Consider the following 25,136-nt stretch of genomic DNA (forward strand, 5'->3'; position numbering starts at 1 on the left):
TTAAAAATAACTGTAGACGATGAAAAAATTATTCTTAGCCTCTTCATTTTGTGATGTGGCGCTATATTTTGAGCAATTTTGTGGGGAGCAGGTGTCTGGAAAAAGTGTTACTTTTATTCCTACAGCAAGTGACGTGGAGGATTATACGGGGTATGTAGCGAATGATAGAAATGCTTTTAGTGAACTAGGTATTACTGTTGACGAGCTGAATATTTCAGGTAAAACAGAACAACAGATTGCTGAGACCTTAGCAAAAAATGATTTCATTTATGTTTCTGGTGGTAATACATTTTACCTACTTCAGGAATTAATAAAATCAAAAGCAGATAAATTGATTTCAGCATATATCGAAAAGGGTAAAACTTATATTGGAGCATCAGCAGGAAGCATTATTTTATCCCCTAATATTCAGTATTTGGAGCGTGTTGATGCTAAGGATGTCGCCACTGAACTTAGCAGCTATACTGGTTTAGGCTTGATAGATTTTTATCCCCTACCACATTTTGGTAATGAGCCTTTTGCCGACTTAATGCAAGCGGTATACAACGATTACCAAGATACCTTACCCTTGATCCCGATTAGCAACACGCAGGTTATCCAAGTTAAGGGTACCGAAAGACATGTTGTAGGGCAATAGGGAATAAGGATGTGCGTAAAGAGTCAGCTGAATTTGCTGTAGCCAGTTTTCCCTGGTAATGGGAAAATCGACGTAAACAACAGCGTAAGAATGCATAAAACCTCCTATAGAATAAGCTTAGTATTCAGCCGATACGGCTTTTTTACTGAAAACATTAAAATAAATTTTCAGTAAAAATACATTAATGGTTAAAAACAGGAAAAACGGTTGTAAATAAGTGCTTTACAGTCATTTTTTTCTTATTTTTTGGCTATGAGCCGAAAGCATCTTGCTTTCAATCCGTGCAGCGAATACAAGAATACCAAAAAGGATAAAGACGGAGGTTATTTGTTACGGAACGAGTTGGAACTGCTTGTAATGTTCAACTGCGAGAATAAGAAAGACGAATTGGTTAAAGACCTATTTGTTTTCAGTTGCTTTACAGGATTATCGTATTCCGATATGAAAGGAATGAAAAACAGTAATCTTCAGGTTTTCTTTGACGGAAACCAGTGGATTATTGTCCGGAGAAAGAAAACGGCTACATCCTCCAATGGAATGCTGTTGGATATCCCAAAAATGATTATCGCAAAATATGCAGAATTTTCAAAGGACGGCAAAGTATTGCCTGTGTACTCAAATACGGTTTGCAACCTTTAGTCAATGATTGAAAAAGTTCAATTAATAGGTATAAAATACGTTTTTCATATACTGAATAATCATATTTAGCCGATGTGATAATGTACGATTGGATTAAATCTTTATTGTTGACTTTCATGCGCTTCTAGTTTATAATATGACTTTTTGAAGTATTCAATAAGTCCTATTAAGTATTCAGAAAGTCAAAGTTAGATTAAAAAAAAAATCTCTATAACTTACAGATATGCTGAATTTTACAGCTTTATTTTTCAAGGTAGATAACATATTAATAAGTTTTGTTTTATAAATAACAAGAATATATTCTTCCCTAAGAATGAAAAAATAATAAAAGTACAGCTAAGATAAGCTACACGACTATAAAAAATCAGCATAAACCGCTACGCTATTTATATGATTTTTTCTTATCGTTACGCTATAAAAATGGCTTTCTTTTTTTTCCTTTTTTCTTTTGTTGCATATAATTTTTCCCTAAACAGCACCCCACCGAAGGGCGGGAGAACCTGCTCAAAGAGAGGTAATACGAAGATGTGCGAGGGGGAGGGTATTATTTTACGACACCTAAAAGCCGACCTACATCAAGCAATAAGTTTAAGTTGTTCTGTCGGTAGTCCAAATATCAGATACATTTTAGAAAATAGGGGCTTTAAATATACAAAAGAGGGATATTTATATCATTTGAAAGCTAATTATTTATTGATAAAATCAAATCTTGAAAAAATTGTTTCCAATTCATTATCAGGAAAAAAAAACTTGTTTGAGGAATATAACAAGCAAAAGGAAAGAGGAGAAAATATATTAAAATTGAATCCTAAGGAAATAAAGTCTGTTCCTTTTCTTTTTGGCGGTAAAGTCAAAGAAGAAAACACCAAAGCAGAGCGCTTTAACAAACATTTATGCGAAGCAAAAGAAATATAGAAAGGAATCCTGTAAAAACCCCGGTATAACTGAAAGAGAGATTTTTAAAAAACACATAGATAAAGCTTTTAACGTAAATATATTATTACTTGAAGCTAAACCGCAAGAAAAGAATTTAAGCCGATTTGAGCAGATAAAAAATCCGAGCGAGAAGATTCATCATAAGATAAAAAGATAACTTTTTCTCGAAAAAAATAATTATAACTTGTTATGCAAGTTATATATTTAATGATTTTTTATGAGAAAATATGAGTGTTGTTAAGTAAATCAAGGAACCTAGAATAGGTAAAAATAGGACTATTAGAATCCATATTATACGCACTAGTCCACGTTCTCTTCTTACGACACTTATAATAGAAAAAATTATTAATGTTACTATTATTACTATAATAATAGTAGCATTTGATGATGTTATATTGATAAACCCTAACATATATATATAATTAACAAGGACATCTATAAGTTTGACTCGACATACATGCATGTTCATCTGTTATACAAGAAGTAGAAATACCTCCCACTTTAGTACATCCGTTATAGAAATCTGTATCAGATAATTGTTCTGCAAGATCTGCTGCTGCACTTTCTTTACTCCAGCCAAATTCAACTGCATGATTTAAGCCACATTGCCTGTTGTTAAATAAAGCAAGCTTATCGCCTTTTTTAACACTAGATTTTTGTTCTATATTATAATCTGCAGAACTTTTAGCTAAAAATTCAGTATAAGTAAATTTATGTTGAACATTAGAATTTTTAGATATTTCAGAATATAAAAGCATTAAAGCAGCAGTTTTAGTGTCTATAAGATTATTGTTTTCACCATCCTTCATGAACCCTTCATATAATGGAGTCATTAAATACAATTCATCATTTTTCAATGATAAAGAATAATTATCAAGTTTTAGTTCTCCTTTATCTAAAGTAAATACAAAATTCGAAAAATCTATTTTTTCTGCATTTAAAATAACAGTTTTTGCCACTTTAGTAGAGTAGGTTATGATATCTGATTTTTTTTCTGCAGTAATAATATAAATTCCACTTTTTAAAGCATACTCAGATAGAGATGTTATAGAGCCATTTTGTATAGAGATTTTCTCTTTAATGCCGTTTTCTTTATCCAACTATTGTATAAGTTTCTTTTTGACAAGAATAAAAGAAAGATATAATTCCTGTAGCAATGATGATTAAATTTTTTTTCATAATTAGGGTGTTTTGTTTTGCTTACCTGTAAATATAGTTTGTTTTTCAAAAAAATTATTTTTTTTTATAAAAAAAATGAAAAACTTAATATTGCTCTTATAAACAATAAGTTATGGTTTTTAAAAAGAGATCCGGTAATGATTTAGTAATGGTGCTTATTGCATTCATCTTCATTAATTTTCCTTGTAAATCGTTACAAAAATACTATAAAATAGATCATAATACCATTAATTTTTAGTCAATTATATCATCCATGATCTTCAGATTTAAATAAAAGAAATAATCTAGGTATGTATTGAACTATAACAATATCATTTAATAACGGTATTCAATAAAATCTCAGAATTTGTAGATTTATTGCTAAATATATTTCATAGAATCAAAATACTTTTAGCCAAAGCCAGTTAGAGGACGTACTGAAATACATATGGTCTGTAGGAATTATATTTAAAAAAACTGTCCAGCTAAAGCTAGAAAATTTGTATGTCAATCTAAGTAAATTAGAGAAGCAAATTTTCTATATAAAAAACCGATGAAGAAAGTCTCCATCGGTTTTATTAAAACCTAACAACCCATTTCTAGGCAACTAACTAGGATAATAGAACGAAAATCACTTATTATTAAGTTGTGACAACCTCAATAACTGATTTTCTATAATCACATCTGGATCCACCTCTCTTGGTTTAGTTTTGAACACCACATGAGTATCCTGTGCGGATAACCAGTTCTGATAAGATTTATGAAGGTCTATTTTTAGAACACGTTCTATTTTTTTTGAAACTTGAAAATCGTCTTTATTAAAATCTGCTAGTGTCAAATCTCCTTTGTTATATAATTCTTTTGTTATCGCTGCCATGAATTTATTTGCACTTTTATTTTCTCTTCCATTAAAATATTCTTCGACTAGAAAGGTATACTTACCTTTGAACCATTGAGCATATTTAACTTCGGTAACAACTATTCTGTTATTGATAATTGCGAGCCCCTTTAAAAACCAACTAACCTCAGCTTTTGTAATCTGCTCTAGCTTCATTAAGTCCCGGAGTGTATAGTCAACTCTGTCAGCACATAAACCTGGTAATGGATAATCCACAACAGTAAACTTTTCTGGTGTTAGAAACTGTTCAATATTAAATCCATATTTTTTAATTATTCTTAAAATTTCTGGATGCTGGATCACTTCGCTAAAAATATGTTCGTGGTAATTCTCCTCCGATAAATCAAGAACATAGTCAATTAGATGTGAAAAGGCTGTATGAGAAACATCATGTAATAAACCCATAATCTGATCCGCTAAACCACCTTCTAGAACCTGAATGAGTTTCATAACACCTATTGAATGATCATAACGTGTTTGATTCAAATCAGGTCGGGCAACGATAATTGCACCGCCTTGATGAATCCTTTTTAGCCTTTGGAAAGGCTCCGTATTAACGAGCTCCTCTAAAATACCTTCAATTTTAAAGTTCCCATATAATTCATCCTGATACAATATACTCATAGTTTCTTATTCATAAATATTTTAAATTGATGATATTTTACATTGCTGACAAACCAGTTGTTCAGGACTAATATATTTTTAATTTCGGCCGACAGCGCTCTCTTCATATTTTTCATTAATTATAGGGTTAATAAAAGTTAAAGCAAATGCGCATAATAGAAATACGGCACTAATCCAGATAATATGATGCACACCTACCGATTTAATAACCAAGCCAGCAGCCATTGTGCCACAAGTCACTCCTAAGTTAAAAAAAGATGAAACAAAACTATTGGTGAATTCCAAGGTATCTCGAGGTATTTTGTATGCACCACGCGTGTTGCCGATAAGGAAACCTGCTGTATGAATAAATCCCCAAAGAAAAATAATAAATACCATTGGTATAAAAAAATCCCCAAAGAAGTATGCTAATAATTCAACTAATATCAAGATGATCGGAAAAAATCGAAAACCTAATTTGACATTTCGACTGATTAGTTTACCTACTATCCAGTTACCGAAAATACCCGCAACCCCGAATATCAGTAGAACCAAGCTTACTTGTGCTCCGCTCATTTTTGTGATTGTTGTGAAATAGTCTGCAAGATAGCTGTATGTAGCAAACATTCCAGATATACTCAATAGTACATATAAGTAATTGATCCAAACGAAAGGTTCTTTTAAGATAGATAAATTTTGCTGGGTACTTTTCTGTTTGATAACAGGTGTGGAAGGTACCGCAAATAGTAGGCTAAAGAAGGCTATTAAATTGATAAAACCTGCCATAATAAAAGAAGCCTTCCAATTAAATAAATCTGCAAAATAGGTTGTTAATGGTACACCTACTACAGTTGCGATACTAAGTCCCATCATTACGCCTGAAATTGCTTTTGGTATATCTTTTTGTGCTACCTGTTTCATACCAAGTGTAAGCGCTATTGCCCAGAATGCCGGATAAAATATCGCTGGTATTATCCTAGAAATTATCAAAACCGTAAAATTAGTAGCAAATGATGATAGTATATTAGAAATAACAAAAGTTGCAAGCACTATTGATAGTATCGTTTTCTTGTTAATATTCTTTAAGAGCATGGTTATGAATGGACCACAAATAGCACTTGTTAATGCGAATCCACTCATAAGCCATCCAGCGGTATCAATGGAAACATTAAAGGTTTTGGCTAATATCGGTAATATACCAATTACACAAAACTCACTTGTAGCCACTCCAAATACGCCAAGCGATAGCGCATATATAGTTTTGTTCATTTTAATTTATAAAATCTGTTGAAAATGTAATGTCCTTATAAAGGTTGAACTCTTCATTTAGCTGCTGCATTTTGGCTTGTACGCGATTATAAGCATCAGTCCCTAAAAGTAAGCGTAATGGAGGTTGTTCCATTTCAGTTATTTTTACCAACGCTTCTACCGCTTTTTCTGGATTGCCTGGTTGTTTACCATTGTTAGCATGGAAAATTCTTTTATATTTCCCTGCAGTAGCATCGTAGTCTGATATTTCATTCTTTGCGATCCCCAGGGATGTTCCTAAAAAATTGGTACGAAATGCCCCTGGCTCTATTAAAGTAACTTTAATCCCCAAACCTTCTACATCTAATTTTAATGCTTCTGTCAATCCTTCGATTGCATATTTACTTGCATTATATATTCCAAAACCAGAAGTACTTACAAGACCGGAGGCAGAGGAAAAATTGATTACGTGTCCATTTCTTTCCTTACGCATAAAAGGCAAAACGTGTCGTAACATGTTAAATGTACCCATGACATTCACTGAAAATACTTTTTCAATTTCAGAAGAGGAAGCTTCTTCAATAGCACCCAAAAAACCGTATCCAGCATTGTTAATCAATACATCAATTCTTCCATGCTCCCCAATAATTTGATGAACTGCTTTTTCTACCTCCTGTTCTTTGGTTATGTCCAGGCTTATAACAGTAAGATTTTTACTTTCTAATAATGAGGCCTCAAATGTATCGCGATTTCTTGTGGTTGCAACTACGATTTGATTTTTAGCCAATAGATATTTCACTGTTAATAATCCTAATCCTTGAGAGGCTCCTGTAATAAGCCATGTTTTTTGATTTTTCATACTTTTTATATTATACCGTTTAATATGTTTTATAGTTTATTTATGATTTCCAACTAGATATAATTATCTCGGATTGTATCCTTGTAATTATGTAGTTTAAAATTTATATTTAATAAACAGGTCAAAGGTATAGACTATAGGGTACCACCGACTTATTCAAAACAATCTATTGCTTATGAATATCAAACTGTATGGTATTAAAAAGAGGCAAGGTAATATTGCTTTTGTTTTAGTTTACAAATGATAATTGGTTAACTCAGCGTAATGCCAAACACCATCTATGCTGTAACGCATAGTGTGAAGCACTATTTATCTGTAGTATTTTCAATGGGGTAAAATTAATAAGACTTGACTAAATTGATATAGTTCTTTATCTACTTCAATCAGTTTGATTTTCATAAACCAAAACATATTATTCATAAATCATGATACTTTCAAATTTGTAACTTTGTAAATATTTAATACATAATCTTATGACCAAATCATCTGAAAATAAAAGAATAGAACAACTCAAAAATATGGGTGATATTCTGCCTGTATTTCACGAGTCATTTGATGATGTTAATATACAGGTAGTAAGTCGTAAAGAGGATCCATGTAAAAATTACTTATCTCCCAATCGACGTGACTTTTATAAGATCCTTTATTTCTCTAAAGGCCTAAGTGTACTGACCATAGGAATGAATACTTACTATCTTGATCTACCTTCTATAATTTTTTTACATCCAAACGAAATTGTTTCCTGGAAAAACCTCGGTGAAGAAGCTGATGGATATTTTGTGCTGTTCAAAAAGAAATTCATTGATTCAAAGCCTATTTTAAAATTGGCAATGGAACAGTATGAATTGTTCTCAAAACCTGAGAAAAATGTTATTCAACTGCAGAAAGAACATATTAGCTTATTTGATCATTGGCTGGAACAGATGATACAGGAGATGAAAACTAGGGATGAGTTCACTGAAGATCGTCTTCAGACATATATCCAAATGGTGATGATAGAAAGTGTAAAGGTAGGCAACTTTTCCGTACCCAGCATAGTTTCAGAAGAGTATCGACAGGTGCATGATTTCTTTCAGCTTTTGGAAGAAGAAACTTCTCAAATTAATGTAGATAACCCTATCAAGATGAAAACGGCCAAAGAGTTTGCCCATTTTTTAGCAATACATCCCAACCAGTTGAATACACTTCTAAAAAGACATACAGGTCAGAATGTAAGCACACATATTAAAACGAGGTTATTGGAAGAGACTAAAGCTATGCTAATCCAAACAGATCTTACGATGCAGGAAATAGGATATAGTATTGGTTTTGCTGATCAACCAAATTTCACACAGTTTTTTAAAAAAAATATTGGTTTATCACCTCAGGCCTTCAGGAAAAATCATCAACAATCAGCAGTATAAATCTGGTATGGAACTCTGAACAATACATAGTTGGTAGTCACACAAAATAATTAGGTGACATAAAGTAAAATATCTTTATATATAAAACGACAAAGTGCGAGGTTAAACCTCGCACTTTGTCGTTTTATTCGTTATTAATTTGATATTCATAAGCGATAACGTGTTTTGAATAAGACTATCGCTAAAAATACGATCTAACTTTACAATACCTTCATCAAAAAAGGGTAAAACAGGAATAGCTTTAACAGATTAGATAATTAAAAAAGGAAATTTATAAACATAAAATTATGAAACGGATATTTATAACAGGATCCTCTGACGGATTGGGTATGATGGCCTCTAATTTACTCATTGAACAAGGACATAAAGTAGTGTTACATGCGAAGAACCCAAGCAGAGCTGAAGATGCATTAAAAGCTAATCCAAATGCAGAAGCTGTTACAGTCGCCGATCTCTCTAGTATTTCAGAGACAATTAGCCTTGCAGAGCAAGTTAATAAATTAGGACATTTTGATGCAATAATACATAATGCGGGAATCGGCTTTAATGAAAACAGAAAAAATAAAACTGAAGACGGATTACCGTATGTTTTCGCAGTGAATTCCCTCGCACCATATATTCTCACAAGCTTGATCCATAGACCTCAGAGATTAATTTATACGAGCAGTGTCCTTCACAGAAATGGAGACAGCAGCTTAGAAGATTTGCTCTGGGATCACAGGACATGGAATGGATATCAAGCCTATGCAGATTCAAAATTTCACAATGTGTTACTTGCCTTTTCTGTAGCTAACTTATGGAAGAATATTTACTCCAATGCCTTAGAACCGGGATGGGTAGCTACGAAATTAGGTGGCAAAAATGCTCCAGATAGTATTGTTGATGCTCCTTTGACCCAAATCTGGCTAGCTACTTCAGATGAAGCTCAAGTGTTACAATCAGGAAATTATTATTACCACAAGAAAAATAAAAGCGTACATCAAGATGCCAGGAATACAGACATTCAAAATAATTTTATTGAGCAATGTGCAAAAATATCGGGAGTTAAATTTCCTTTTGATTTTTAGGACATTTAAAGATTTTACTAATGAGAGAGATAATATTACCCGATGAAATAAATAATGAATCATGTTTGGGAGAAGACATCATCGTTATTCCTTACGAGTCAAAAAAGCCAAGCACTAAAACAAAGATTATTCTTGATTACTATTTGTTTAGTTTTATTATTGACGGTGAGAAAACTGTTGATTATGCATCTGGTACCTTAAGCATTAATAATAAAAATTTCCTATTTCTACCTTATGGTAATAGTCTTATGAGTGAAAAATTAGCGCACCATGGTCATTATAGAAGTTTATTATTTTTCGTGAGCCGAAACGCATTTTTGTCTTTTTTTAATAACCAACGTTTTTATAATCGACCCCGTGGATTGGTGAATATATTTGATTTTAAACCAAAGTCCTTCAGTGTTGACTCTTATATAACCAATTTTATTGCAGGGATGCAAATTGCTTCAAGCGATTCAAAACTCAATAATAAGGATTTTTATTGGGTTAAGTTTTCTGAATTAGTGACTTATCTATTGTGTAAGGACAAACATTTAGAATCATACTTTGTGCAGACCTTTCAAGGCTGGAATGAAGATGCTTATCTGCGAAAGATTGTTAATATCCAAATGTATAATCGAATAACAGTTGAAGAACTTGCTTTTTTATGCAATATGAGTTTATCCACTTTTAAAAGAAAATTTTTAAAGGCTTTCGGAGAAGCACCAAAACAATGGATTTTTAAAGCTAGAATGAAGAAAGCTGCTGATCTTTTAAAAAATCAAGGTTTAACAGCAAGTGAGATTTATGAAGATTTATGTTATGATAATCTTTCCAGTTTCGTACAAGCATTCAAGCAATACTATGGCGTAACGCCCAAAAAGTTTCAAATGTCATTATGAACTTTTAGAAACATTTTTTAGCCTTTTGGCTAAATAGTACACATCATGTAGCTTCATATTTTTGTATAAATAATTAAATCATTACAAAATGCGACTATCTTTTTTAATATTATTACTTACAACTATGGCAACAGGAACAACATTCGCCCAAACATTTACTTTAAAAAGCAATGAACTCGGTGGGCAGTTTACAGACAAGCAATATCTTAATGGTATGGGATATGCCGGAGGAAACCAATCTCCACAATTATATTGGGAAAACATACCAAAAGGCACAAAAAGCTTTGCGGTTACTATATATGATCTGGATGCTCCAACCGGAAGTGGATTTTGGCACTGGGTTGTTTTTAACATTCCGGCTGATATCACTGAACTTACTTCTGATGTTGGAGATGTCAAAAAGCAACTGCTTCCCTTAGAAGCTGTTCAGATTAATAACGATATGGGATTACCTGGTTATGCGGGAGTTGCTCCAAACGCCGGTCCAGCTCACCGTTATTTAATTACTGTTTATGCAGTTGATAAAAAATTAGATTTAGACAAGAATGCTACACCAGCATATGTCGGATTTAATTTATATTTTTCAACTTTAGAAAGAGCATCGCTATTGATATACGCGCAAAAGAAGTAATTTAAGCACTTTATTCATTTAATAAAGAAAATGTATGCAGCCCTTTTGATTCCTAATATTTCAAAATTATGAGATGATGGCTTTACTTTTGTCAAATTGTAAAACCTCGTTCTCTAAGTGTACTTTAGTAAATAGCTTTATTGTCTACCGATATATTAACAATTACTCCCTTCCAAAAATGAATAGATACTGTTATTTTTGGAAGAGAGTAAAAACTACCAACCATTTTCCAATTTGTCCATTTATAGAATAGTATACAGAGGTTAGTTTTGCATTAATAAATTTAAAAAAAAGATTATGTTAAACAATGTTAATTTAGAAGCTTTAGCGAAGTATATAAATTTAATCGATGAAAGACCTAATGAAGCTATCGCAAAGATGGGAGTAACGGCTAATTGGCAAGGTGGTGTGAACACAGAGATTATCACTCATGCCAAAAATGTAGGATCTACAGGAAATCCCAAAAAATATACTTTTAATATAGGTGAGCCTGAAGAGCTATTAGGTGATAATAAATTTCCAAATCCACAAGACTATATTTTAGGTGGAGTCGCCGGATGTATGATGGTAGGATTTGTAGCTGGAGCGACAAGTAAAGGAATAAAGCTTGAAAGTGTTCAATTAGATATTATTGGAGAGCTTGATTTAAGGGGCTTTTTAGAAATCGATTCTTCTGCGTCGGTAGGTTTTGAAGAGTTGCAGTTCAATTTTAAAGTAAAAGGCGAGGCTACACAAGAACAATTTGATGAGATTATCGAGAATGTTCGAAGAATATCACCTGGATATCGCACAATTGCTGATCCAGTTAAAATCACTATCAATAGAGATTTATAGAAGTAAAAGAAGAGCTTGTAAATTTACAGGCTCTTCTTGTTAAATTTTAATAGTCAATAGAATATTATCATTATTCAAATTGCATCAGACTTTATAATAATCAATCTTACATGAATAATTAGCTTTTACCTAACTTGAACTAATTAATACTGTCTTTGCTTTTTAAGCTGTTATATCAACTCTTATTTTTGGTGTAAGGATGCTGTAATTTTCAAATAGATTTTTTTATTTTATCAAAAGTGTTTTTTGCGGAAATAATTGCGCCCTCCATATACCCTCCATACATTGGGGATGTCTCTGTACCACAAAAAAACAATTTACTATTCATATAGGATTGTTGTAATAGAGGATGACCATTGTTTTGATGAGGTCTTTGAATAATAGGCGAGCCTTCTAGGATAAATTCGTCTTTCCAAACTTTATCGAAATAAGTTGTTGAATGTGCAGCCTCTTCACCAAGAAGTTCAATAAGTTGCTTCAACACAAATTCCTTTCTTACTTCTTTTGAATATGAAACTGCTCCAGGATTTAGAAATCCTGTAAATCCAAATTTAGTCTCTTCATAGTTGGTATGATCATACATTTCAGTAATAATGCCTGCATGGCTATATAACATACCCGAATATCCCCTCTCTCTCCAAAACGGCTTTTCGTATTCAAGAACAAATTTAATAGAACCCGCCATCCAAGTCTGAACTGTAGGTAACAGGTTCGCAATTGGTAATTCTGGAATGAATGTTAATTGGGATGATATTAACTGAGCTGGCATAGTGAGAACCACTTTATCCGCGGTATATTTTCTACCCATTGAAGTGGTTACTATTAATGAGTTTTCTATTTCTTCGATGGATATAACTTTTGAATCTAATAGTTTTTGATCTCCTTTTAATTGTTCAGCCAATAGATCAGTTAAAATACTTGTTCCTCCTTTTAATCGATATGATGATGTTTCTGCTTCTGGAACAGAAAACTTTTGAGGAGGTTCAAACGATTTGGTTTGAAATAAGGAAATTCCCTTCGAAAACTGGGGATATTTTTTCAATCCCAAATTATCTATTAGCGAAAGTAAATTTTCATGTACATCAGAAAACCAAGTGGCACCAACTTCCAAAGGTGTATCTAAACTACCTTTTAAAGTTTGAATTCTCCCACCAAATCTTTCAGACGCCTCTAGAATGATACAATCTATTCCATTATTTTTTAATAAGCAAGCTAAATATAAACCACTTAAACCAGCTCCAACTACTATAATTTGATTATTAGATTTCATCTTGCAAAGGTCTCCAATTAGATATTGGTCATAGAGGTAGATATTGGAAAAAGGCTGGTAAATATGAGAAGAATTGTATTATTCTATAGTTTAGATGGATTTATTTTAATAAATTAGTTGTGTGTTTTACATTCTTTTTTTGAAGAAAATTAACAATTAATTGAGGCATTTATTTAGTTTAATGTCGATAAAATATTAAATAAAATGGCTAATAAAAATGCTCAAAATATAAGTGAATACCATCTGAATCTTCACCAACCAACCAAGGCACAATTTACTATACATGATCTCAATCCGTATCTAAAGGAACATGGAGAGCATGCTTCAAAAGCCCATTTTCATAGTTTTTATCAGATTATCTGGTTTAAGAATGGAAAAGGTAAACATTTTGTAGACTTCAAGGAATATGAAGTTTCCGATAACTCTATTTTTTTTATCGGTAAAGACCAAGTACATTATTTTGATGAAAACAGAGATTATACTGGTGTTTTATTGCATTTCAATGAGTCTTTTCTGGTACATAAAGATAGTGAAGTAGAGTTCTTTTTAAAGTGTAATTTATTCAATAATCCTTATCAATTGCCATCTTGTTGTATAGATAGTGGAATTGATGTAATATTAGGAGACTATTTAAAATTGATTCGTTTCGAATTAGATAACCCAATGGATTTCGGAAGAGATGAATTACTCCGTGTATATCTTAAAGCATTTTTAATTCAAATACAACGTCGGAAAAATGAGCTCGAAAAAAACTTAGACCAAGCTTCCTTTGTTGTTAATGACAAGCGAGTTCAATTGGTGAAATTTATTAACCTAGTGGATGAGAACTACAAAAAAGGTTTGACAATATCAGAGTATGCCGAACAAATGTATATTTCATCGAGAACCTTATCAGATCTTACTAATCAGCTTTTAGGTAAAAGTCCATCCATAATTATTCAGGAAAGGATTGTTTTGGAAGCACAACGTTTATTATTGCATTCGGAAATGAATGTAAATCAAATTGCCTATCGTTTGGGGTTTGATGATCCTTCCTACTTTGTAAAGTATTTCAAAAAACACACTATGGTGTCCCCTTCTGAATTTAGGAAATCAATCTTTTAGTTAGAACTAGTATTTGTTTAAAAATCGTTTAGAGATAGAACTAAGTAAACAAGTACTCTAAAGTCTTCAATTTAAATCTGAAGTAACTACTTAAAAATACCATTTCTTTTCAATTTTGTTCATTTTTTGAAATTGCTACGCTTAGTTTCTTTGTAAAAGAAATTAAAATCACAAATCGAATATGGAACAGGCATTAATAGTAGGTGGTTCTACTGGTATAGGTAAGGCAACAGCAAGGTTACTTCTAACTCTAGGAATTGAAGTATTCATAATAGGGCGAAATCTTACTTTACTGGAAGAAACAAAAAATGAATTGGTAAAAGATGGAGGTTCAGTAAAAGTCTTTCAACTTGATTTGGCAAATTTAAAATCATTACAATCATTCAATAGAAATTTGCATGCAGTTCTCCCAAATTTAAAATATCTTGTTAACAGTGCGGGACATTTCCTACCAAAGCCTTTCATGGATCATTCAGATGAAGATTACGAGACCTACCAAGCATACACTAAAGCTTTTTTCTTTATAATAAAAGCTTCTTCTAGTATTATGCAAAAAAATGGTGGTGGCTCAATTGTTAACATTGGATCCTATTCTGCAAATAGAGCAATCAAAAGCGCCCCTGCATCAGCATATGCAGTCGCCAAGGCAGGGCTACTTGCACTTACAAAGCAACTAGCCATAGAACTTGCGGATTTCAATATAAGAGTAAATGCAGTATCTCCTTCTATTGTTGTGACACCTATATATGAATCATTTGTTTCTTTGGAAAACATTGAAAAATTTCTTCAGGAATTTGACAACTCTCACCCAATTGGTCGTGTTGGACAACCATTAGATGTTGCATCTGTGATTGTCTTTTTGCTATCAGAAAAGGCTTCATGGGTTACCGGAGCTATTTGGGATGTAGACGGTGGAGCAATGATTGGCCGCTCCTAAAAACAAATTAAAATTGAATATTCCGATTTATACCAATCCTTTTCCAATCCTTCCATTTTTCGAGGTGACTAAATGACGGAACTTTGTATTATCAAAATGGAAGTTATCCAATTTGATATAAGAATAAATGTTTAACAATTAAATTTTAAAAAAATGTCAAAAGCGTATTTACAAATTACATTAAAGATTGATAATGCAGACAGATCAAGCGCTGCAAGTATTTATAACCAATACAAAGCACCATTTCTGAATGGTATTGAGGGTGCTGAATCTAAAGAACTATTAATTCGTGACGAAGACGTACAAGTTTTACATGGATTTGATACCGTGGCAAATGCACAAGCATATTTGTCTACCGATTTGTTTAACAACGATGTGGTAGTAGCGTTAAAACCATTCTTGAAGGATAATCCTGATGTAAGAATATACACAGTAGCCTAATTAAAAGGGATGTCGAAGAATATTTCTTTAACATATCAATAAAAATCATTTATTATGATACAGTCAAAAGGATTTGCTACACACGATCCACAAACAGCATTAGTATCTTTCAATTTTGAAAGAAAAGAACCAGGCGTTAAAGATGTTGTTATAGATATATTGTATTGCGGGATTTGCCACGCAGATATTCATCAGTCAAAAAATGAATATGGAAATACAATTTACCCATTAGTTCCTGGACATGAAATAGTTGGACGTATAAAATCTACAGGTGAAAACGTAACTAAGTTTAAAGTGGGTGACCTTGTAGGTGTTGGTTACTTTATAGATAGTTGCCCGAATTGTAATGCTACTGATAAAGGAGAAGAACAGTATTGTGATGGAGGAATTATTCCAACTCAAAACGCAAAAATGGATGACGGATCTGTTACAAAAGGTGGATATAGTGATAACATAGTTGTAGACGAGAACCACGTACTGAAAGTTTCTGAAAATCTGAATGCTGCTGCTGTCGCACCGCTTTTGTGTGCGGGAATTACAACTTATTCTCCGTTAAAGTACCATAATGTTGGAAAGGATCATAAAGTAGCTGTTTTAGGATTAGGAGGTTTAGGACACATGGCTGTAAAGTTTGCAGTTAGTTTTGGTGCAGAGGTTACGGTCTTAAGTGGTTCCCCTACAAAGCAAGAAAGTGCTCTTGATTTGGGAGCTCATCATTTTGTGTTGACTTCTGATAAGCAACAAATGAAAGATGCTTATTCTTCTTTTGACTTTATTATTGATACCGTTTCTGCGAAGCACGATTACAACACATATTTAAATCTTTTACGTAAAGACGGAACTTTGATTTTGTTGGGAATTCCACCAGAAATGCCACAATTATCTGCGTTTCATTTGATTTCAAAGAGAAGAAAAATTGCAGGTTCATTAATTGGTGGTATTGCTGAAACCCAGGAGATGTTAGATTTCTGTGCGGAACATAATATTACCGCAGAAGTAGAAGTCATTAGTCCAGATTATATCAACGAAGCATTTGACAGAACCCTGAAGGGAGATGTTCATTACCGTTTTGTTATCGACATGAAAAAATTATAAAAACAATATAAAAAATTTAAAAAAATGAAACAAGCATTAATAGTAGGTGGTTCTACAGGAATGGGAAAAGCCACAGCAGAATTGTTATTAGCACAAGGTGTGGAAGTTGCTATCATCGCAAGAGCTGGAGAGAGCCTAGCAGAAGTAACTAATGAATTGAGTAAAATTGGAAAAGTAAAATCGTACGGATTAGATTTGACCAACTTAGAAGAAGTAAAAGCGTTTAGTAGTAAACTTGCTTCTGAACTTCCAAATTTAACATATTTGGTAAACGCAGCAGGTTATTTTAAACCAAAATCATTTCTGGAGCATACAGAAGAGGATTATAACATCTATCACGATTTTAATAAAGCATTCTTTTTCATTACACAAGCAACTGCAAAGGTGATGAAAGAAAACGGCGGAGGTTCTATCGTAAATATTGGCTCTATGTGGGCTAAACAAGCGATTAAAGCAACACCTTCATCGGCATACTCAATGGCAAAAGCTGGTTTACACAGTTTAACTCAACATTTGGCAATGGAATTAGCTGAATATAATATTCGTGTAAATGCTGTGTCTCCTGCTGTGGTTGTAACGCCGATATATGGCTCTTTTATCGAGAAAGATAAGATTGAAGAATCATTACAAGGTTTCAATGATTTTCATCCTATTGGGAGAGTCGGCACAGCGCAAGATATTGCTCAAACAATCACTTTCTTATTATCAGACGAAACAAGCTGGGTAACGGGAGCTGTTTGGGATATAGATGGTGGAGTAATGGCAGGTAGGAATTAATTAATAACTTACAAAATGTCAAAAAAAATAGAAACCCTTTATAAAGGAAAATACACTTCAAATACAAAAACACCTTTAAATGAGGACGATGTAGTTGTAAATGCAGTCAGTTTTACGCCTGTTGATCTATTAGTGAGCGCATATGGAAGTTGTTTATTAGGAACAATTGATTACGAAGCCCACAAGAAAGGTTTTGAAGTAGTACAAGCAAAAAGCGAGATTACTTATAATATGAGTGAAGACGGATCAAAAGTTAGTCTAATGAATATTAAACTAACTTTTGAAAAAGATTATACTGCCGATGAAAAAACTATAATAGAAAATGCTACGGTAAACTGTCACGTTGGTAAAAGCTTAGATCCATCAATCAGCAGAAACTTTGATTTTAATTATAACCAAAAAAAATCAAGTTAAAATCCAATATAATATACTATTTAATTCGGCTACCAAAACTATTTGGTAGCTGAATTCTCGTTCTTTTAGTCCTTATCAAAAAGTTAAAAGACATAAGGAAAATGTTGTAAATGGATAAAATTAGAAATTATGTCAACATCGACAAATATACAGTTGATTAGAAACGCGACCCTTCTAATCAATTACGCTGGAAAGAAAATTTTGCTAGACCCAATGTTTTCTTCAAAGGGAGCTTTTGAATCATTTGCAGGAATTGCAAAAAATCCTATCGTTGATTTGCCTATGAAAATTGATGATATTATCAAAGATGTTGATCTTACATTGATTACCCATACTCATATAGATCATTTGGACCCAGAAGCATTGAATGTACTCGATAGAAAACAAAAACTATATATACAACCTGAAGATTTAGACTATTTTGAAAGTCGAGGTTTTAAAGATGTAGAAATTATTCCTTGTACAGAAAATTGGGAAGGTATTACTATTTGTAGGACAGTCGGACAGCATGGAAGTGGTGAAGTTTTGAAAATGATGGGACATACTTCTGGTTTTGTACTTCAACATAAAGGAAGTCCAACAATTTACATAATTGGTGATAGTATTCTTACTATAGAAGTAATAATGACTATCGAACGTTTCAAACCAGACATAATTGTAGTAAACAGTGGTGGAGCAAAAATACCAGGGTATGAGGAAAATTCAATTCTAATGGATGAAGAGGAAACGATGAGATTAATTGGTATTAGCGATACTGCTACCATAATTGCTATACATATGGATGCAATGGACCATTGTCATACAACTAGAGCAATTTTACAACAGAAAGCAAATGAAATGCACGTAAATAAGAAAAAGTTATTGATTCCCAAAGATGGCGAAGTTATCCATTTTTAGAGTCATTATTTTTCAGCATCATAGAACGAGCTTGATTTATTGCATAATAGCCTAAATTGAAGTAATTATGATATACTTGAGAAATGTTATTAAGAAAATCAACGTCGAAGAGAACTTATTGGACATTGATAATAAAGATTTGATTTCAAAAGTCAAGTTAAAAATATCAGATCTGTTTCAAACAATGTCAGAAATGAAAGAATATGTTCTTGAAAAAGGTTTTGAAACGGTTCAAGATGAGATTGAATTTTTCAAAGAAATAAAACCAGTTATTCAGGCACGCTTGATATATTACAACAAAGTTTACAGAACGGAAAGTAATTGTCCATTAGATATTTACGAAGTTAGAAAGAAATACTATATAGATGAATTACAAAAAATAGAAAGAAACTATTATGAAAACTGTGGTTGTTCTTTCTTTCGATATTACATTTCTGGCCGGAATGACAAAGATGAAGAATATTTTGTAAGAGGAAAGATTGATTGGAATAATGGATTAAACAGTCATATTTTTGAAGCAGATTATAAATTTTCAACCTATTATGATTATAGGTTATCAAGAATTTTATGTGACCAATTACTTCATAATTATTTATTTTTTAAAATTAATGATGAAGCATTTAATGGAAATTACCCCGATGCTAAATCTTTTCAACTTGAATGGACTGGCTCCAAAAGCACACTTATCGAACTTATCTATGCTTTACATGCAAATCAAAGCATCTCTAACGGTAAAACCAATATTAGGAAATTATGTGCAATTGCCGAAGTGATTTTTAACCTAGATCTAAAAGATCTGCACCATACTTTCCATCGGATGAAAACAAGAAGCGGTTCCCGAACATCTTTCTTGGATCAACTCAAAGTTTCTTTAGAAGAATATATGGATAGAGACCTATAAATAAATCTCTCACTCACCTATTCAAAGCAGTGCAATCTATGTGCTGCTTTTTTGTTTGCCCATATCTGCCAATTGGCAAAGCCATTTTGAAAAGCTTGTATCTGATTAAAATCAAGCTGAATAAGTATTTTTTAGCTTGTATAAATTTTTAGAAAACCGCCGAACCAATTGGCATAGATTGGCAAATTAAGTCAAGGATGTACATCAATTTTGTGTAGAAATCAAAAAATGAGACTATGAAGATTATAACCATTGATGAAGAAATTTGGCAAAAGCTTTATAACAGTATAAATACAATTGCTGATTTTGTAAGAAAACAAGAAGACCAAAGCTATAATGATTTATGGCTCAATAACCATGAGGTGTGTCAATACCTGCATATCAGTGAAAAAACACTGTGGCGTATGCGGAACAATGGCGACCTGGCTTATTCAAAAATCTATGGACAATATTTCTACACCATTGGAGCTATTAAGGATATGCTGAATGCTAATGCTGTACAGACCAGTGACGAGTATGTCAAAGAGCTGATGGAAAAAGGCAAAAGCTACATAGAAAAAGGGAGAAGGCTAAAGTCTAATAAAAATTAAGTATTAACTCCGTAAAAGTATATCCTTATGAATATTGATAGAATGGAATTTATTGCCTGGATGGAACGCATTATAGATCGCCTAGATATTCTTGGCAACCACATAGATGAATTTCAAAAGAAACGCAACAGTATAGACGGAGAAGAATTATTGGATAACCAGGATCTGCTCCAAATGTTGAAAATAAGTAACCGATCCTTACAACGATACCGTTCTATTGGCAAGCTACCTTACTATACTATCAGCGGCAAGCTGTACTATAAACTATCCGATGTACATCAGTTTATAAGAGAGAGTTTTACCGTACCTCTTACCAAAATGAACGCCAACAAGTGACAAATACTGCCTATGAAAGTCAACCGAGGCAAAACGATGAATACTTCTTATACATTCGGCTTTGAATTATAAAATTTTCAGATTATGAGTGAACAGACTTTAGATAAACAGGAAACTCCCGACCAATTATCGGAAATATTATTGGTGCTTGATAAAGACAAAAAGAAAATTCAGGCAGTAAAAAGTATCGACGAAAACGGGAAAATGGAAACGGTTGATCCTACCAGGAAAAACCAGAACCAGTTTATGCGTGTGGATAAGGGCGGTGATTTCTTCTCCAATTTCTTTTCTAATTTTTTCAGCCAGCTAAAGAACCCTACAAATTTTTCCTTTTTCAAAGTACCTGCACCACTGGCTATTGACACTGCAAACGAAATGCAGAAGCAGGTAAACAATCCAACTCCTGAAGGTGAGCAACTGATGAAAAAGCACGAAGTCAAAGCCGAACCACAGCAGGATCAAAAACAAGTAAATCAAAATAATATGGAAACAACACAAGCAACACCGGAAACTAGCGAATACCGCTATAAGCCGGAACAGATTGATTGGGAAACAATGAACAATCTCGGATTAAACAAAGAGAAGCTCGAAAAAATGAACCTCCTTGATCCTTTATTGAAAGGCTACAAAACCAATGAGCTTGTACCCGTAAGCCTCAATCTTGGTACTGCTGTTACCCGCATGGATGCCCGGTTATCCCTGCAAGCCAATGAGGACGGGCAGGTAGTGGTTGCCATTCATGGTATCCGAAAAGAGCCGAACCTGAACTTTGAGTTTTTTGGACACAAGTTCAAAGAAGAAGATAAAAATAACCTGCTTCAAACCGGAAATATGGGGCGTGTGGTTAATCTGACCAACCCTAAAACGGGTGAAACAATCCCATCTATTATTAGTGTGGACAGGCTTACTAATGAATTGGTAGCATTGCGAACGGATAGAATTAAAGTCCCTGATGAAATTAAGGGTGTGAAACTTGATGATGCACAAAAACAAACTTTAGCGGAAGGCAAACCCCTTTACATCGAAGGCATGGTTTCTAAAAAAGGTGCCGAGTTCAATGCCACTGTACAGTTCAATGCCGATAAGCGTTATGTCGAGTTTCTTTTCGATAGAAGCAACACCAATCAACAAGCTCAAAGCAACGGCCAGAGTAATCAGCGAAGCCAATCGCAGGAAGCACCGAGAACATTCAGAGGCAAAGATTTGGATAATGAGCAATACAATAAGTTTAAAGATGGTCAGACTGTTTATTTAACCGGGTTGGTTGACAAGAAAGGAAAGGAATACAACGGTTATATCACGCTCAATAAGGAAACAGGCAAAACGGATTTCTCTTTCCAAAACCCGAATAAGCTAAAAGAGCAGGTAAAACCTACCGAAGCCCACAAACCGCAAATTGCGGTTAATTCGGAAGGTAAAACCAATGAAGCGACAAAAAATATTAAGGAGCCTTTGAAGTCAGGACAAAAAAGTCCCGACAGTAAAAAGCAGCAGGAACAACAGGAAAAACCAAAAGCCCCTGCTAAGTCAAAAGGCGTAAAAAGGTAATCACTAAAAACAGAATGATATGAAAGTAGTGATTGCAGAAAAGCCAAGCGTGGCAAGGGAAATAGCCAGCTTGTTGGGTGCTTCCGAAAAAAAGGACGGTTACCTGACAGGCAATGGCTATTTTGTTACCTGGGCATTCGGGCATCTGGTTGGATTAGGTATGCCTGAAGATTATGGTATTACGGGATTTGATAAAGCATCTTTACCGTTACTTCCAAATCCCTTTTTGCTTACTGTTCGTAAAGTAAAAAAGGACAAGGGCTACACCCCAGATCCGGGAGCAATAAAACAACTGAAAGTAATTGAGCAGGTGTTTAAGCGTTCAGATAGCATTATCGTAGCTACCGATGCAGGACGTGAGGGCGAGTTAATATTCCGCTACATTTACGAATACCTGAAATGCAATAAGCCTTTTGAAAGGCTTTGGATCAGCTCTCTTACAGAAAAAGCAATCAAGCAGGGCTTTGATAATCTTAAACCCGGAAATGAGTTTAACGGGTTGTATCAGGCGGCGCAAGGAAGAAGCCGTGCTGACTGGATTGTGGGCATCAATGCTACCCAGGCACTAAGCATAGCCGCTGGTAACGGGATATATTCACTCGGAAGAGTACAAACACCTACGCTGGCTCTGATATGCAGGCGTTATCTTGAAAATAAAGACTTCAAAGTAAAGAAGTATTGGCAGATACAGTTGCGGCACAACAAAGAGTTTATTGATTTCAACAGCCTTTCTAAAAATAAATGGGACGATCAAAAGCTGGCAGAAAATACTTTGAAATCTATTGAAAGAGCAACAAGCGTTAGCGTTACTTTCGTAGAAAGTAAAAGCATTACTGAGCAGCCACCTTTACTGTTTGACCTTACAGGATTGCAAAAAGAAGCGAACAAGAAACTGAACCTTTCAGCCGAGGAAACCCTGAATATTGCTCAAAGCCTGTATGAGAAAAAATTTATCACATATCCCCGAACCGGAAGCAAGTACATCCCTGAAGATATGTGGGCAGAGATCCCCAATCTTGTGAGAGCCTTGCAAGATAGGGAAAGCTGTAAGCAAGCCGTAACCAAAATGAAATGGGGACGGTTCAATAAGCGTATCGTCAATGATCTGCGTGTAACAGATCATCATGGTTTGCTTGTTACAGACAAAATCCCTTCAGCACTATCTGCAAAAGAAAATGTGGTGTATGATATGATTGCTTTTCGATTATTGGAAGCGTTATCACAAGCCTGTATAAAAGAAATTACAGATCTTAGTTTACAGGCATTGCACTATGATTTTATTGTAAAAGGCTGTAAGATTATTGAAGCTGGTTGGCGTGGCATTAGAGGTAGTTTCACAGATGATGATACCGATCCTCTGCAGGATCTTCCTGAATTGAAAAAGGGAGATGAATTTAAAATCAAGGAAGCATGTATTCTGGAAAAGAAAACCAAGCCACCTGCACTCTATACAGAAGCCGGTCTGTTATCGGCTATGGAAACTGCTGGAAAGGAAATCGAAAATGAAGATGAACGAAAGGCATTACAAAACATTGGTATAGGTACGCCAGCTACAAGAGCTGCTGTAATTGAAACATTGTTTACACGTAACTATATCAAAAGAGAAAAGAAGTCCTTGGTTCCTACAGAAAAAGGATTGCAGGTATATAATCTAGTAAAAGACAAAAAGATTGCAGATGTTGTAATGACTGCCGAATGGGAACTTGCTTTGCAAAAGATTGAAACGGGCGAAGGCAATGCAGGTACTTTTCAGATGGATATGGAAATTTATTCTGCTACCATTACACAGGAACTGCTAAATACCTCTATAGCCCAAACTAACCTGCCCAATCTCACTTGCCCGAAATGTAAAAGCCATCAATTAATTATCAGGGATAAGATCGTAAAATGCCCTGACGAGGTTTGCAATTGGGTACAGTTCCGTAATGTTTGTGAGGTGCAACTCAGTATAGCTGATATAGAAAGCCTAGTTGCAAAGCGGAAAACTACCCTCATTAAAGGGATGAAAAGTAAAGCCGGAAAAAAGTTCGATGCCTATATCGTACTGAATGAAAATGCAGAAAGCTCATTTGAATTTGAGAAAAATAAAAACTACAAAAAATAATGGATAATAGATCTATCGTTAGTCAAGAGGGAATCAGGAACTTTATATATAACATACGCGGCAAGCAGGTTATGCTGGATAGTGACCTGGCCTCTTTGTATCAGGTGGAAACAAAGAACCTTAACCGTGCTGTAAAAAGAAATAATGAAAGGTTTCCCGAATCATTCTGTTTTCAATTGACTGAAGAGGAAGTCGAAAACTTGAGGTTCCAATTTGGCACCTCAAGTTTAAACCACGGCGGAAGGCGTTATTTACCAATGGTTTTTTCAGAATCAGGGGTGGCAATGGCCTCGGCCGTTCTCCGCTCTGAAATTGCCATTAAAATCAGTGTAGAAATTATGGAAGCCTTTGTAGAGATGCGAAGAATACTTATCAGCAATGCCTCACTTTTTAATCGTCTGGACAAAATAGAACTTAAACAACTGGAAGCCGACCAGAAATTTGAAGAAATATTTAAGGCGCTGGAAAGCGATAAAATTCACAGCGAAAAAGGTATTTTCTACGATGGGCAGATTTTTGATGCTTATACGTTTGTTGCCGATATCATAAGAAGTGCGAGAAGTTCAATTATACTCATTGACAATTACGTTGACGATACTGTACTCACATTGCTTGGTAAACGGAATACGAACGTAACCACAACAATCTATACTAAAAACATCAGCAATCAGTTACGGTTAGATGTACAACGTTACAACAGCCAATACCCTCCGATTGAAATTGAGATTTACTCCGATGCTCACGACCGCTTTTTGATTATTGACGATACAAAACTCTATCATATCGGAGCATCATTGAAAGACTTAGGCAAAAAGTGGTTTGCCTTTTCGAGAATGGACATAGAGGTAGGCAGGATGTTACAAATTCTAAGTAAACAATAAACCCTCCGAATCGGAGGGTTTATTGTTTACTTAGAAGCTTCTAAAGA

At 34.0% G+C, this 25,136-nt stretch carries 27 protein-coding genes; 21 read left to right on the top strand and 6 right to left on the bottom strand.

Going from position 1 to position 25,136, the window contains the following annotated elements; all coding sequences use genetic code 11:
* Positions 1–19: 19 nt before the first annotated feature.
* The 3 genes from ACL9RF_RS01615 (at position 20) to ACL9RF_RS01625 (ending at position 2,191) form a co-directional block, all read left to right on the top strand.
* The gene (locus ACL9RF_RS01615) at positions 20–637 is read left to right on the top strand and encodes a Type 1 glutamine amidotransferase-like domain-containing protein (protein WP_422798846.1); all 618 of its coding nucleotides are present in this window, start codon (positions 20–22) and stop codon (positions 635–637) included.
* Between the two features lie 252 nt (positions 638–889).
* Complete coding sequence (locus tag ACL9RF_RS01620) at positions 890–1,276, top strand: hypothetical protein (RefSeq protein WP_422798847.1); 387 nt, start codon at positions 890–892, stop codon at positions 1,274–1,276.
* 390 nt (positions 1,277–1,666) lie between these two features.
* Complete coding sequence (locus ACL9RF_RS01625; RefSeq protein WP_422798848.1) at positions 1,667–2,191, top strand: hypothetical protein; 525 nt, start codon at positions 1,667–1,669, stop codon at positions 2,189–2,191.
* A 217-nt stretch (positions 2,192–2,408) separates the two neighbouring features.
* Here the strand turns inward: ACL9RF_RS01625 and ACL9RF_RS01630 are convergent, their stop codons facing one another.
* From ACL9RF_RS01630 to ACL9RF_RS01650, 5 genes are all read right to left on the bottom strand, one after another.
* Positions 2,409–2,681, bottom strand: coding sequence for a PLDc N-terminal domain-containing protein (locus ACL9RF_RS01630; RefSeq protein WP_422798849.1), 273 nt, complete (start codon positions 2,679–2,681; stop codon positions 2,409–2,411).
* On the bottom strand, positions 2,635–3,312 hold the full coding sequence (locus ACL9RF_RS01635) for a hypothetical protein (protein WP_422798850.1): 678 nt from the start codon (positions 3,310–3,312) through the stop codon (positions 2,635–2,637). The genes ACL9RF_RS01630 and ACL9RF_RS01635 overlap by 47 nt, the downstream gene beginning before the upstream one ends.
* Positions 3,313–4,001: 689 nt before the next feature.
* On the bottom strand, positions 4,002–4,892 hold the full coding sequence (locus ACL9RF_RS01640; protein ID WP_422798851.1) for an HD domain-containing protein: 891 nt from the start codon (positions 4,890–4,892) through the stop codon (positions 4,002–4,004).
* Between the two features lie 78 nt (positions 4,893–4,970).
* The gene (locus ACL9RF_RS01645; protein ID WP_422798852.1) at positions 4,971–6,140 is read right to left on the bottom strand and encodes an MFS transporter; all 1,170 of its coding nucleotides are present in this window, start codon (positions 6,138–6,140) and stop codon (positions 4,971–4,973) included.
* Between the two features lies 1 nt (position 6,141).
* Positions 6,142–6,978, bottom strand: a complete 837-nt coding sequence (locus ACL9RF_RS01650; protein WP_422798853.1) for an oxidoreductase — start codon at positions 6,976–6,978, stop codon at positions 6,142–6,144.
* 473 nt (positions 6,979–7,451) lie between these two features.
* Here ACL9RF_RS01650 and ACL9RF_RS01655 point away from each other — a divergent pair, with 473 nt between their 5' ends.
* From ACL9RF_RS01655 to ACL9RF_RS01675, 5 genes are all read left to right on the top strand, one after another.
* A complete protein-coding gene (locus ACL9RF_RS01655) occupies positions 7,452–8,381 on the top strand; it encodes a helix-turn-helix domain-containing protein (protein WP_422798854.1) in 930 nt (309 codons plus the stop codon).
* 287 nt (positions 8,382–8,668) lie between these two features.
* Complete coding sequence (locus ACL9RF_RS01660) at positions 8,669–9,448, top strand: SDR family NAD(P)-dependent oxidoreductase (RefSeq protein ID WP_422798855.1); 780 nt, start codon at positions 8,669–8,671, stop codon at positions 9,446–9,448.
* Between the two features lie 20 nt (positions 9,449–9,468).
* Positions 9,469–10,329 (top strand): helix-turn-helix domain-containing protein, encoded by an 861-nt coding sequence (locus tag ACL9RF_RS01665; protein ID WP_422798856.1) that lies wholly within the window; start codon positions 9,469–9,471, stop codon positions 10,327–10,329.
* A 124-nt stretch (positions 10,330–10,453) separates the two neighbouring features.
* Positions 10,454–10,960, top strand: a complete 507-nt coding sequence (locus ACL9RF_RS01670) for a YbhB/YbcL family Raf kinase inhibitor-like protein (protein ID WP_422798857.1) — start codon at positions 10,454–10,456, stop codon at positions 10,958–10,960.
* A gap of 297 nt (positions 10,961–11,257) precedes the next feature.
* Positions 11,258–11,794 carry an OsmC family protein gene (locus ACL9RF_RS01675; RefSeq protein WP_422798858.1) on the top strand — a complete coding sequence of 179 codons (537 nt, stop codon included), beginning with the start codon at positions 11,258–11,260 and terminating at the stop codon, positions 11,792–11,794.
* A gap of 211 nt (positions 11,795–12,005) precedes the next feature.
* Here the strand turns inward: ACL9RF_RS01675 and ACL9RF_RS01680 are convergent, their stop codons facing one another.
* Positions 12,006–13,064: a flavin monoamine oxidase family protein gene (locus ACL9RF_RS01680; protein WP_422798859.1), complete on the bottom strand. Its 1,059-nt coding sequence runs from the start codon at positions 13,062–13,064 to the stop codon at positions 12,006–12,008.
* A 204-nt stretch (positions 13,065–13,268) separates the two neighbouring features.
* Between ACL9RF_RS01680 and ACL9RF_RS01685 the strand changes: the two genes are divergently transcribed.
* From ACL9RF_RS01685 to ACL9RF_RS01745, 13 genes are all read left to right on the top strand, one after another.
* Positions 13,269–14,168 (top strand): AraC family transcriptional regulator, encoded by a 900-nt coding sequence (locus ACL9RF_RS01685; protein WP_422798860.1) that lies wholly within the window; start codon positions 13,269–13,271, stop codon positions 14,166–14,168.
* A 181-nt stretch (positions 14,169–14,349) separates the two neighbouring features.
* Positions 14,350–15,105, top strand: coding sequence for an SDR family NAD(P)-dependent oxidoreductase (locus tag ACL9RF_RS01690; RefSeq protein ID WP_422798861.1), 756 nt, complete (start codon positions 14,350–14,352; stop codon positions 15,103–15,105).
* Positions 15,106–15,258: 153 nt separating this feature from the next.
* Positions 15,259–15,546: a hypothetical protein gene (locus tag ACL9RF_RS01695; RefSeq protein WP_422798862.1), complete on the top strand. Its 288-nt coding sequence runs from the start codon at positions 15,259–15,261 to the stop codon at positions 15,544–15,546.
* A 54-nt stretch (positions 15,547–15,600) separates the two neighbouring features.
* Positions 15,601–16,641 carry an NAD(P)-dependent alcohol dehydrogenase gene (locus ACL9RF_RS01700; protein WP_422798863.1) on the top strand — a complete coding sequence of 347 codons (1,041 nt, stop codon included), beginning with the start codon at positions 15,601–15,603 and terminating at the stop codon, positions 16,639–16,641.
* Positions 16,642–16,665: 24 nt separating this feature from the next.
* Complete coding sequence (locus ACL9RF_RS01705; RefSeq protein WP_422798864.1) at positions 16,666–17,418, top strand: SDR family NAD(P)-dependent oxidoreductase; 753 nt, start codon at positions 16,666–16,668, stop codon at positions 17,416–17,418.
* Between the two features lie 15 nt (positions 17,419–17,433).
* Positions 17,434–17,832, top strand: coding sequence for an OsmC family protein (locus tag ACL9RF_RS01710; RefSeq protein WP_422798865.1), 399 nt, complete (start codon positions 17,434–17,436; stop codon positions 17,830–17,832).
* Between the two features lie 129 nt (positions 17,833–17,961).
* Entirely contained in the window at positions 17,962–18,729 is a 768-nt protein-coding gene (locus tag ACL9RF_RS01715) for an MBL fold metallo-hydrolase (RefSeq protein ID WP_422798866.1), read from the top strand.
* Between the two features lie 67 nt (positions 18,730–18,796).
* Positions 18,797–19,630 (top strand): RteC domain-containing protein, encoded by an 834-nt coding sequence (locus ACL9RF_RS01720; protein WP_422798867.1) that lies wholly within the window; start codon positions 18,797–18,799, stop codon positions 19,628–19,630.
* A 236-nt stretch (positions 19,631–19,866) separates the two neighbouring features.
* A complete protein-coding gene (locus tag ACL9RF_RS01725; RefSeq protein WP_422798868.1) occupies positions 19,867–20,220 on the top strand; it encodes a helix-turn-helix domain-containing protein in 354 nt (117 codons plus the stop codon).
* Between the two features lie 27 nt (positions 20,221–20,247).
* Complete coding sequence (locus tag ACL9RF_RS01730; protein WP_422798869.1) at positions 20,248–20,556, top strand: helix-turn-helix domain-containing protein; 309 nt, start codon at positions 20,248–20,250, stop codon at positions 20,554–20,556.
* Positions 20,557–20,640: 84 nt separating this feature from the next.
* Entirely contained in the window at positions 20,641–22,104 is a 1,464-nt protein-coding gene (locus ACL9RF_RS01735; RefSeq protein ID WP_422798870.1) for a DUF3945 domain-containing protein, read from the top strand.
* Positions 22,105–22,123: 19 nt separating this feature from the next.
* Complete coding sequence (locus ACL9RF_RS01740; RefSeq protein ID WP_422798871.1) at positions 22,124–24,208, top strand: DNA topoisomerase 3; 2,085 nt, start codon at positions 22,124–22,126, stop codon at positions 24,206–24,208.
* Complete coding sequence (locus ACL9RF_RS01745) at positions 24,208–25,089, top strand: ORF6N domain-containing protein (RefSeq protein WP_422798872.1); 882 nt, start codon at positions 24,208–24,210, stop codon at positions 25,087–25,089. The genes ACL9RF_RS01740 and ACL9RF_RS01745 overlap by 1 nt, the downstream gene beginning before the upstream one ends.
* Positions 25,090–25,136: the final 47 nt, after the last annotated feature.

This window comes from Sphingobacterium sp. Mn56C, assembly GCF_049319645.1.
Classification (GTDB): domain Bacteria; phylum Bacteroidota; class Bacteroidia; order Sphingobacteriales; family Sphingobacteriaceae; genus Sphingobacterium.

Excerpts from the sequence above, each read along its gene's own strand:
- ACL9RF_RS01615 (WP_422798846.1), top strand. The coding sequence starts at position 20 with ATGAAAAAATTATTCTTAGCCTCTTCATTTTGTGATGTGGCGCTATAT.
- ACL9RF_RS01620 (WP_422798847.1), top strand. The coding sequence starts at position 890 with ATGAGCCGAAAGCATCTTGCTTTCAATCCGTGCAGCGAATACAAGAAT.
- ACL9RF_RS01625 (WP_422798848.1), top strand. The coding sequence starts at position 1,667 with ATGATTTTTTCTTATCGTTACGCTATAAAAATGGCTTTCTTTTTTTTC.
- ACL9RF_RS01630 (WP_422798849.1), bottom strand. The coding sequence starts at position 2,681 with ATGAACATGCATGTATGTCGAGTCAAACTTATAGATGTCCTTGTTAAT.
- ACL9RF_RS01640 (WP_422798851.1), bottom strand. The coding sequence starts at position 4,892 with ATGAGTATATTGTATCAGGATGAATTATATGGGAACTTTAAAATTGAA.
- ACL9RF_RS01645 (WP_422798852.1), bottom strand. The coding sequence starts at position 6,140 with ATGAACAAAACTATATATGCGCTATCGCTTGGCGTATTTGGAGTGGCT.
- ACL9RF_RS01650 (WP_422798853.1), bottom strand. The coding sequence starts at position 6,978 with ATGAAAAATCAAAAAACATGGCTTATTACAGGAGCCTCTCAAGGATTA.
- ACL9RF_RS01655 (WP_422798854.1), top strand. The coding sequence starts at position 7,452 with ATGACCAAATCATCTGAAAATAAAAGAATAGAACAACTCAAAAATATG.
- ACL9RF_RS01660 (WP_422798855.1), top strand. The coding sequence starts at position 8,669 with ATGAAACGGATATTTATAACAGGATCCTCTGACGGATTGGGTATGATG.
- ACL9RF_RS01665 (WP_422798856.1), top strand. The coding sequence starts at position 9,469 with ATGAGAGAGATAATATTACCCGATGAAATAAATAATGAATCATGTTTG.
- ACL9RF_RS01670 (WP_422798857.1), top strand. The coding sequence starts at position 10,454 with ATGGCAACAGGAACAACATTCGCCCAAACATTTACTTTAAAAAGCAAT.
- ACL9RF_RS01675 (WP_422798858.1), top strand. The coding sequence starts at position 11,258 with ATGTTAAACAATGTTAATTTAGAAGCTTTAGCGAAGTATATAAATTTA.
- ACL9RF_RS01680 (WP_422798859.1), bottom strand. The coding sequence starts at position 13,064 with ATGAAATCTAATAATCAAATTATAGTAGTTGGAGCTGGTTTAAGTGGT.
- ACL9RF_RS01685 (WP_422798860.1), top strand. The coding sequence starts at position 13,269 with ATGGCTAATAAAAATGCTCAAAATATAAGTGAATACCATCTGAATCTT.
- ACL9RF_RS01690 (WP_422798861.1), top strand. The coding sequence starts at position 14,350 with ATGGAACAGGCATTAATAGTAGGTGGTTCTACTGGTATAGGTAAGGCA.
- ACL9RF_RS01695 (WP_422798862.1), top strand. The coding sequence starts at position 15,259 with ATGTCAAAAGCGTATTTACAAATTACATTAAAGATTGATAATGCAGAC.
- ACL9RF_RS01700 (WP_422798863.1), top strand. The coding sequence starts at position 15,601 with ATGATACAGTCAAAAGGATTTGCTACACACGATCCACAAACAGCATTA.
- ACL9RF_RS01705 (WP_422798864.1), top strand. The coding sequence starts at position 16,666 with ATGAAACAAGCATTAATAGTAGGTGGTTCTACAGGAATGGGAAAAGCC.
- ACL9RF_RS01710 (WP_422798865.1), top strand. The coding sequence starts at position 17,434 with ATGTCAAAAAAAATAGAAACCCTTTATAAAGGAAAATACACTTCAAAT.
- ACL9RF_RS01715 (WP_422798866.1), top strand. The coding sequence starts at position 17,962 with ATGTCAACATCGACAAATATACAGTTGATTAGAAACGCGACCCTTCTA.
- ACL9RF_RS01720 (WP_422798867.1), top strand. The coding sequence starts at position 18,797 with ATGATATACTTGAGAAATGTTATTAAGAAAATCAACGTCGAAGAGAAC.
- ACL9RF_RS01725 (WP_422798868.1), top strand. The coding sequence starts at position 19,867 with ATGAAGATTATAACCATTGATGAAGAAATTTGGCAAAAGCTTTATAAC.
- ACL9RF_RS01730 (WP_422798869.1), top strand. The coding sequence starts at position 20,248 with ATGAATATTGATAGAATGGAATTTATTGCCTGGATGGAACGCATTATA.
- ACL9RF_RS01735 (WP_422798870.1), top strand. The coding sequence starts at position 20,641 with ATGAGTGAACAGACTTTAGATAAACAGGAAACTCCCGACCAATTATCG.
- ACL9RF_RS01740 (WP_422798871.1), top strand. The coding sequence starts at position 22,124 with ATGAAAGTAGTGATTGCAGAAAAGCCAAGCGTGGCAAGGGAAATAGCC.
- ACL9RF_RS01745 (WP_422798872.1), top strand. The coding sequence starts at position 24,208 with ATGGATAATAGATCTATCGTTAGTCAAGAGGGAATCAGGAACTTTATA.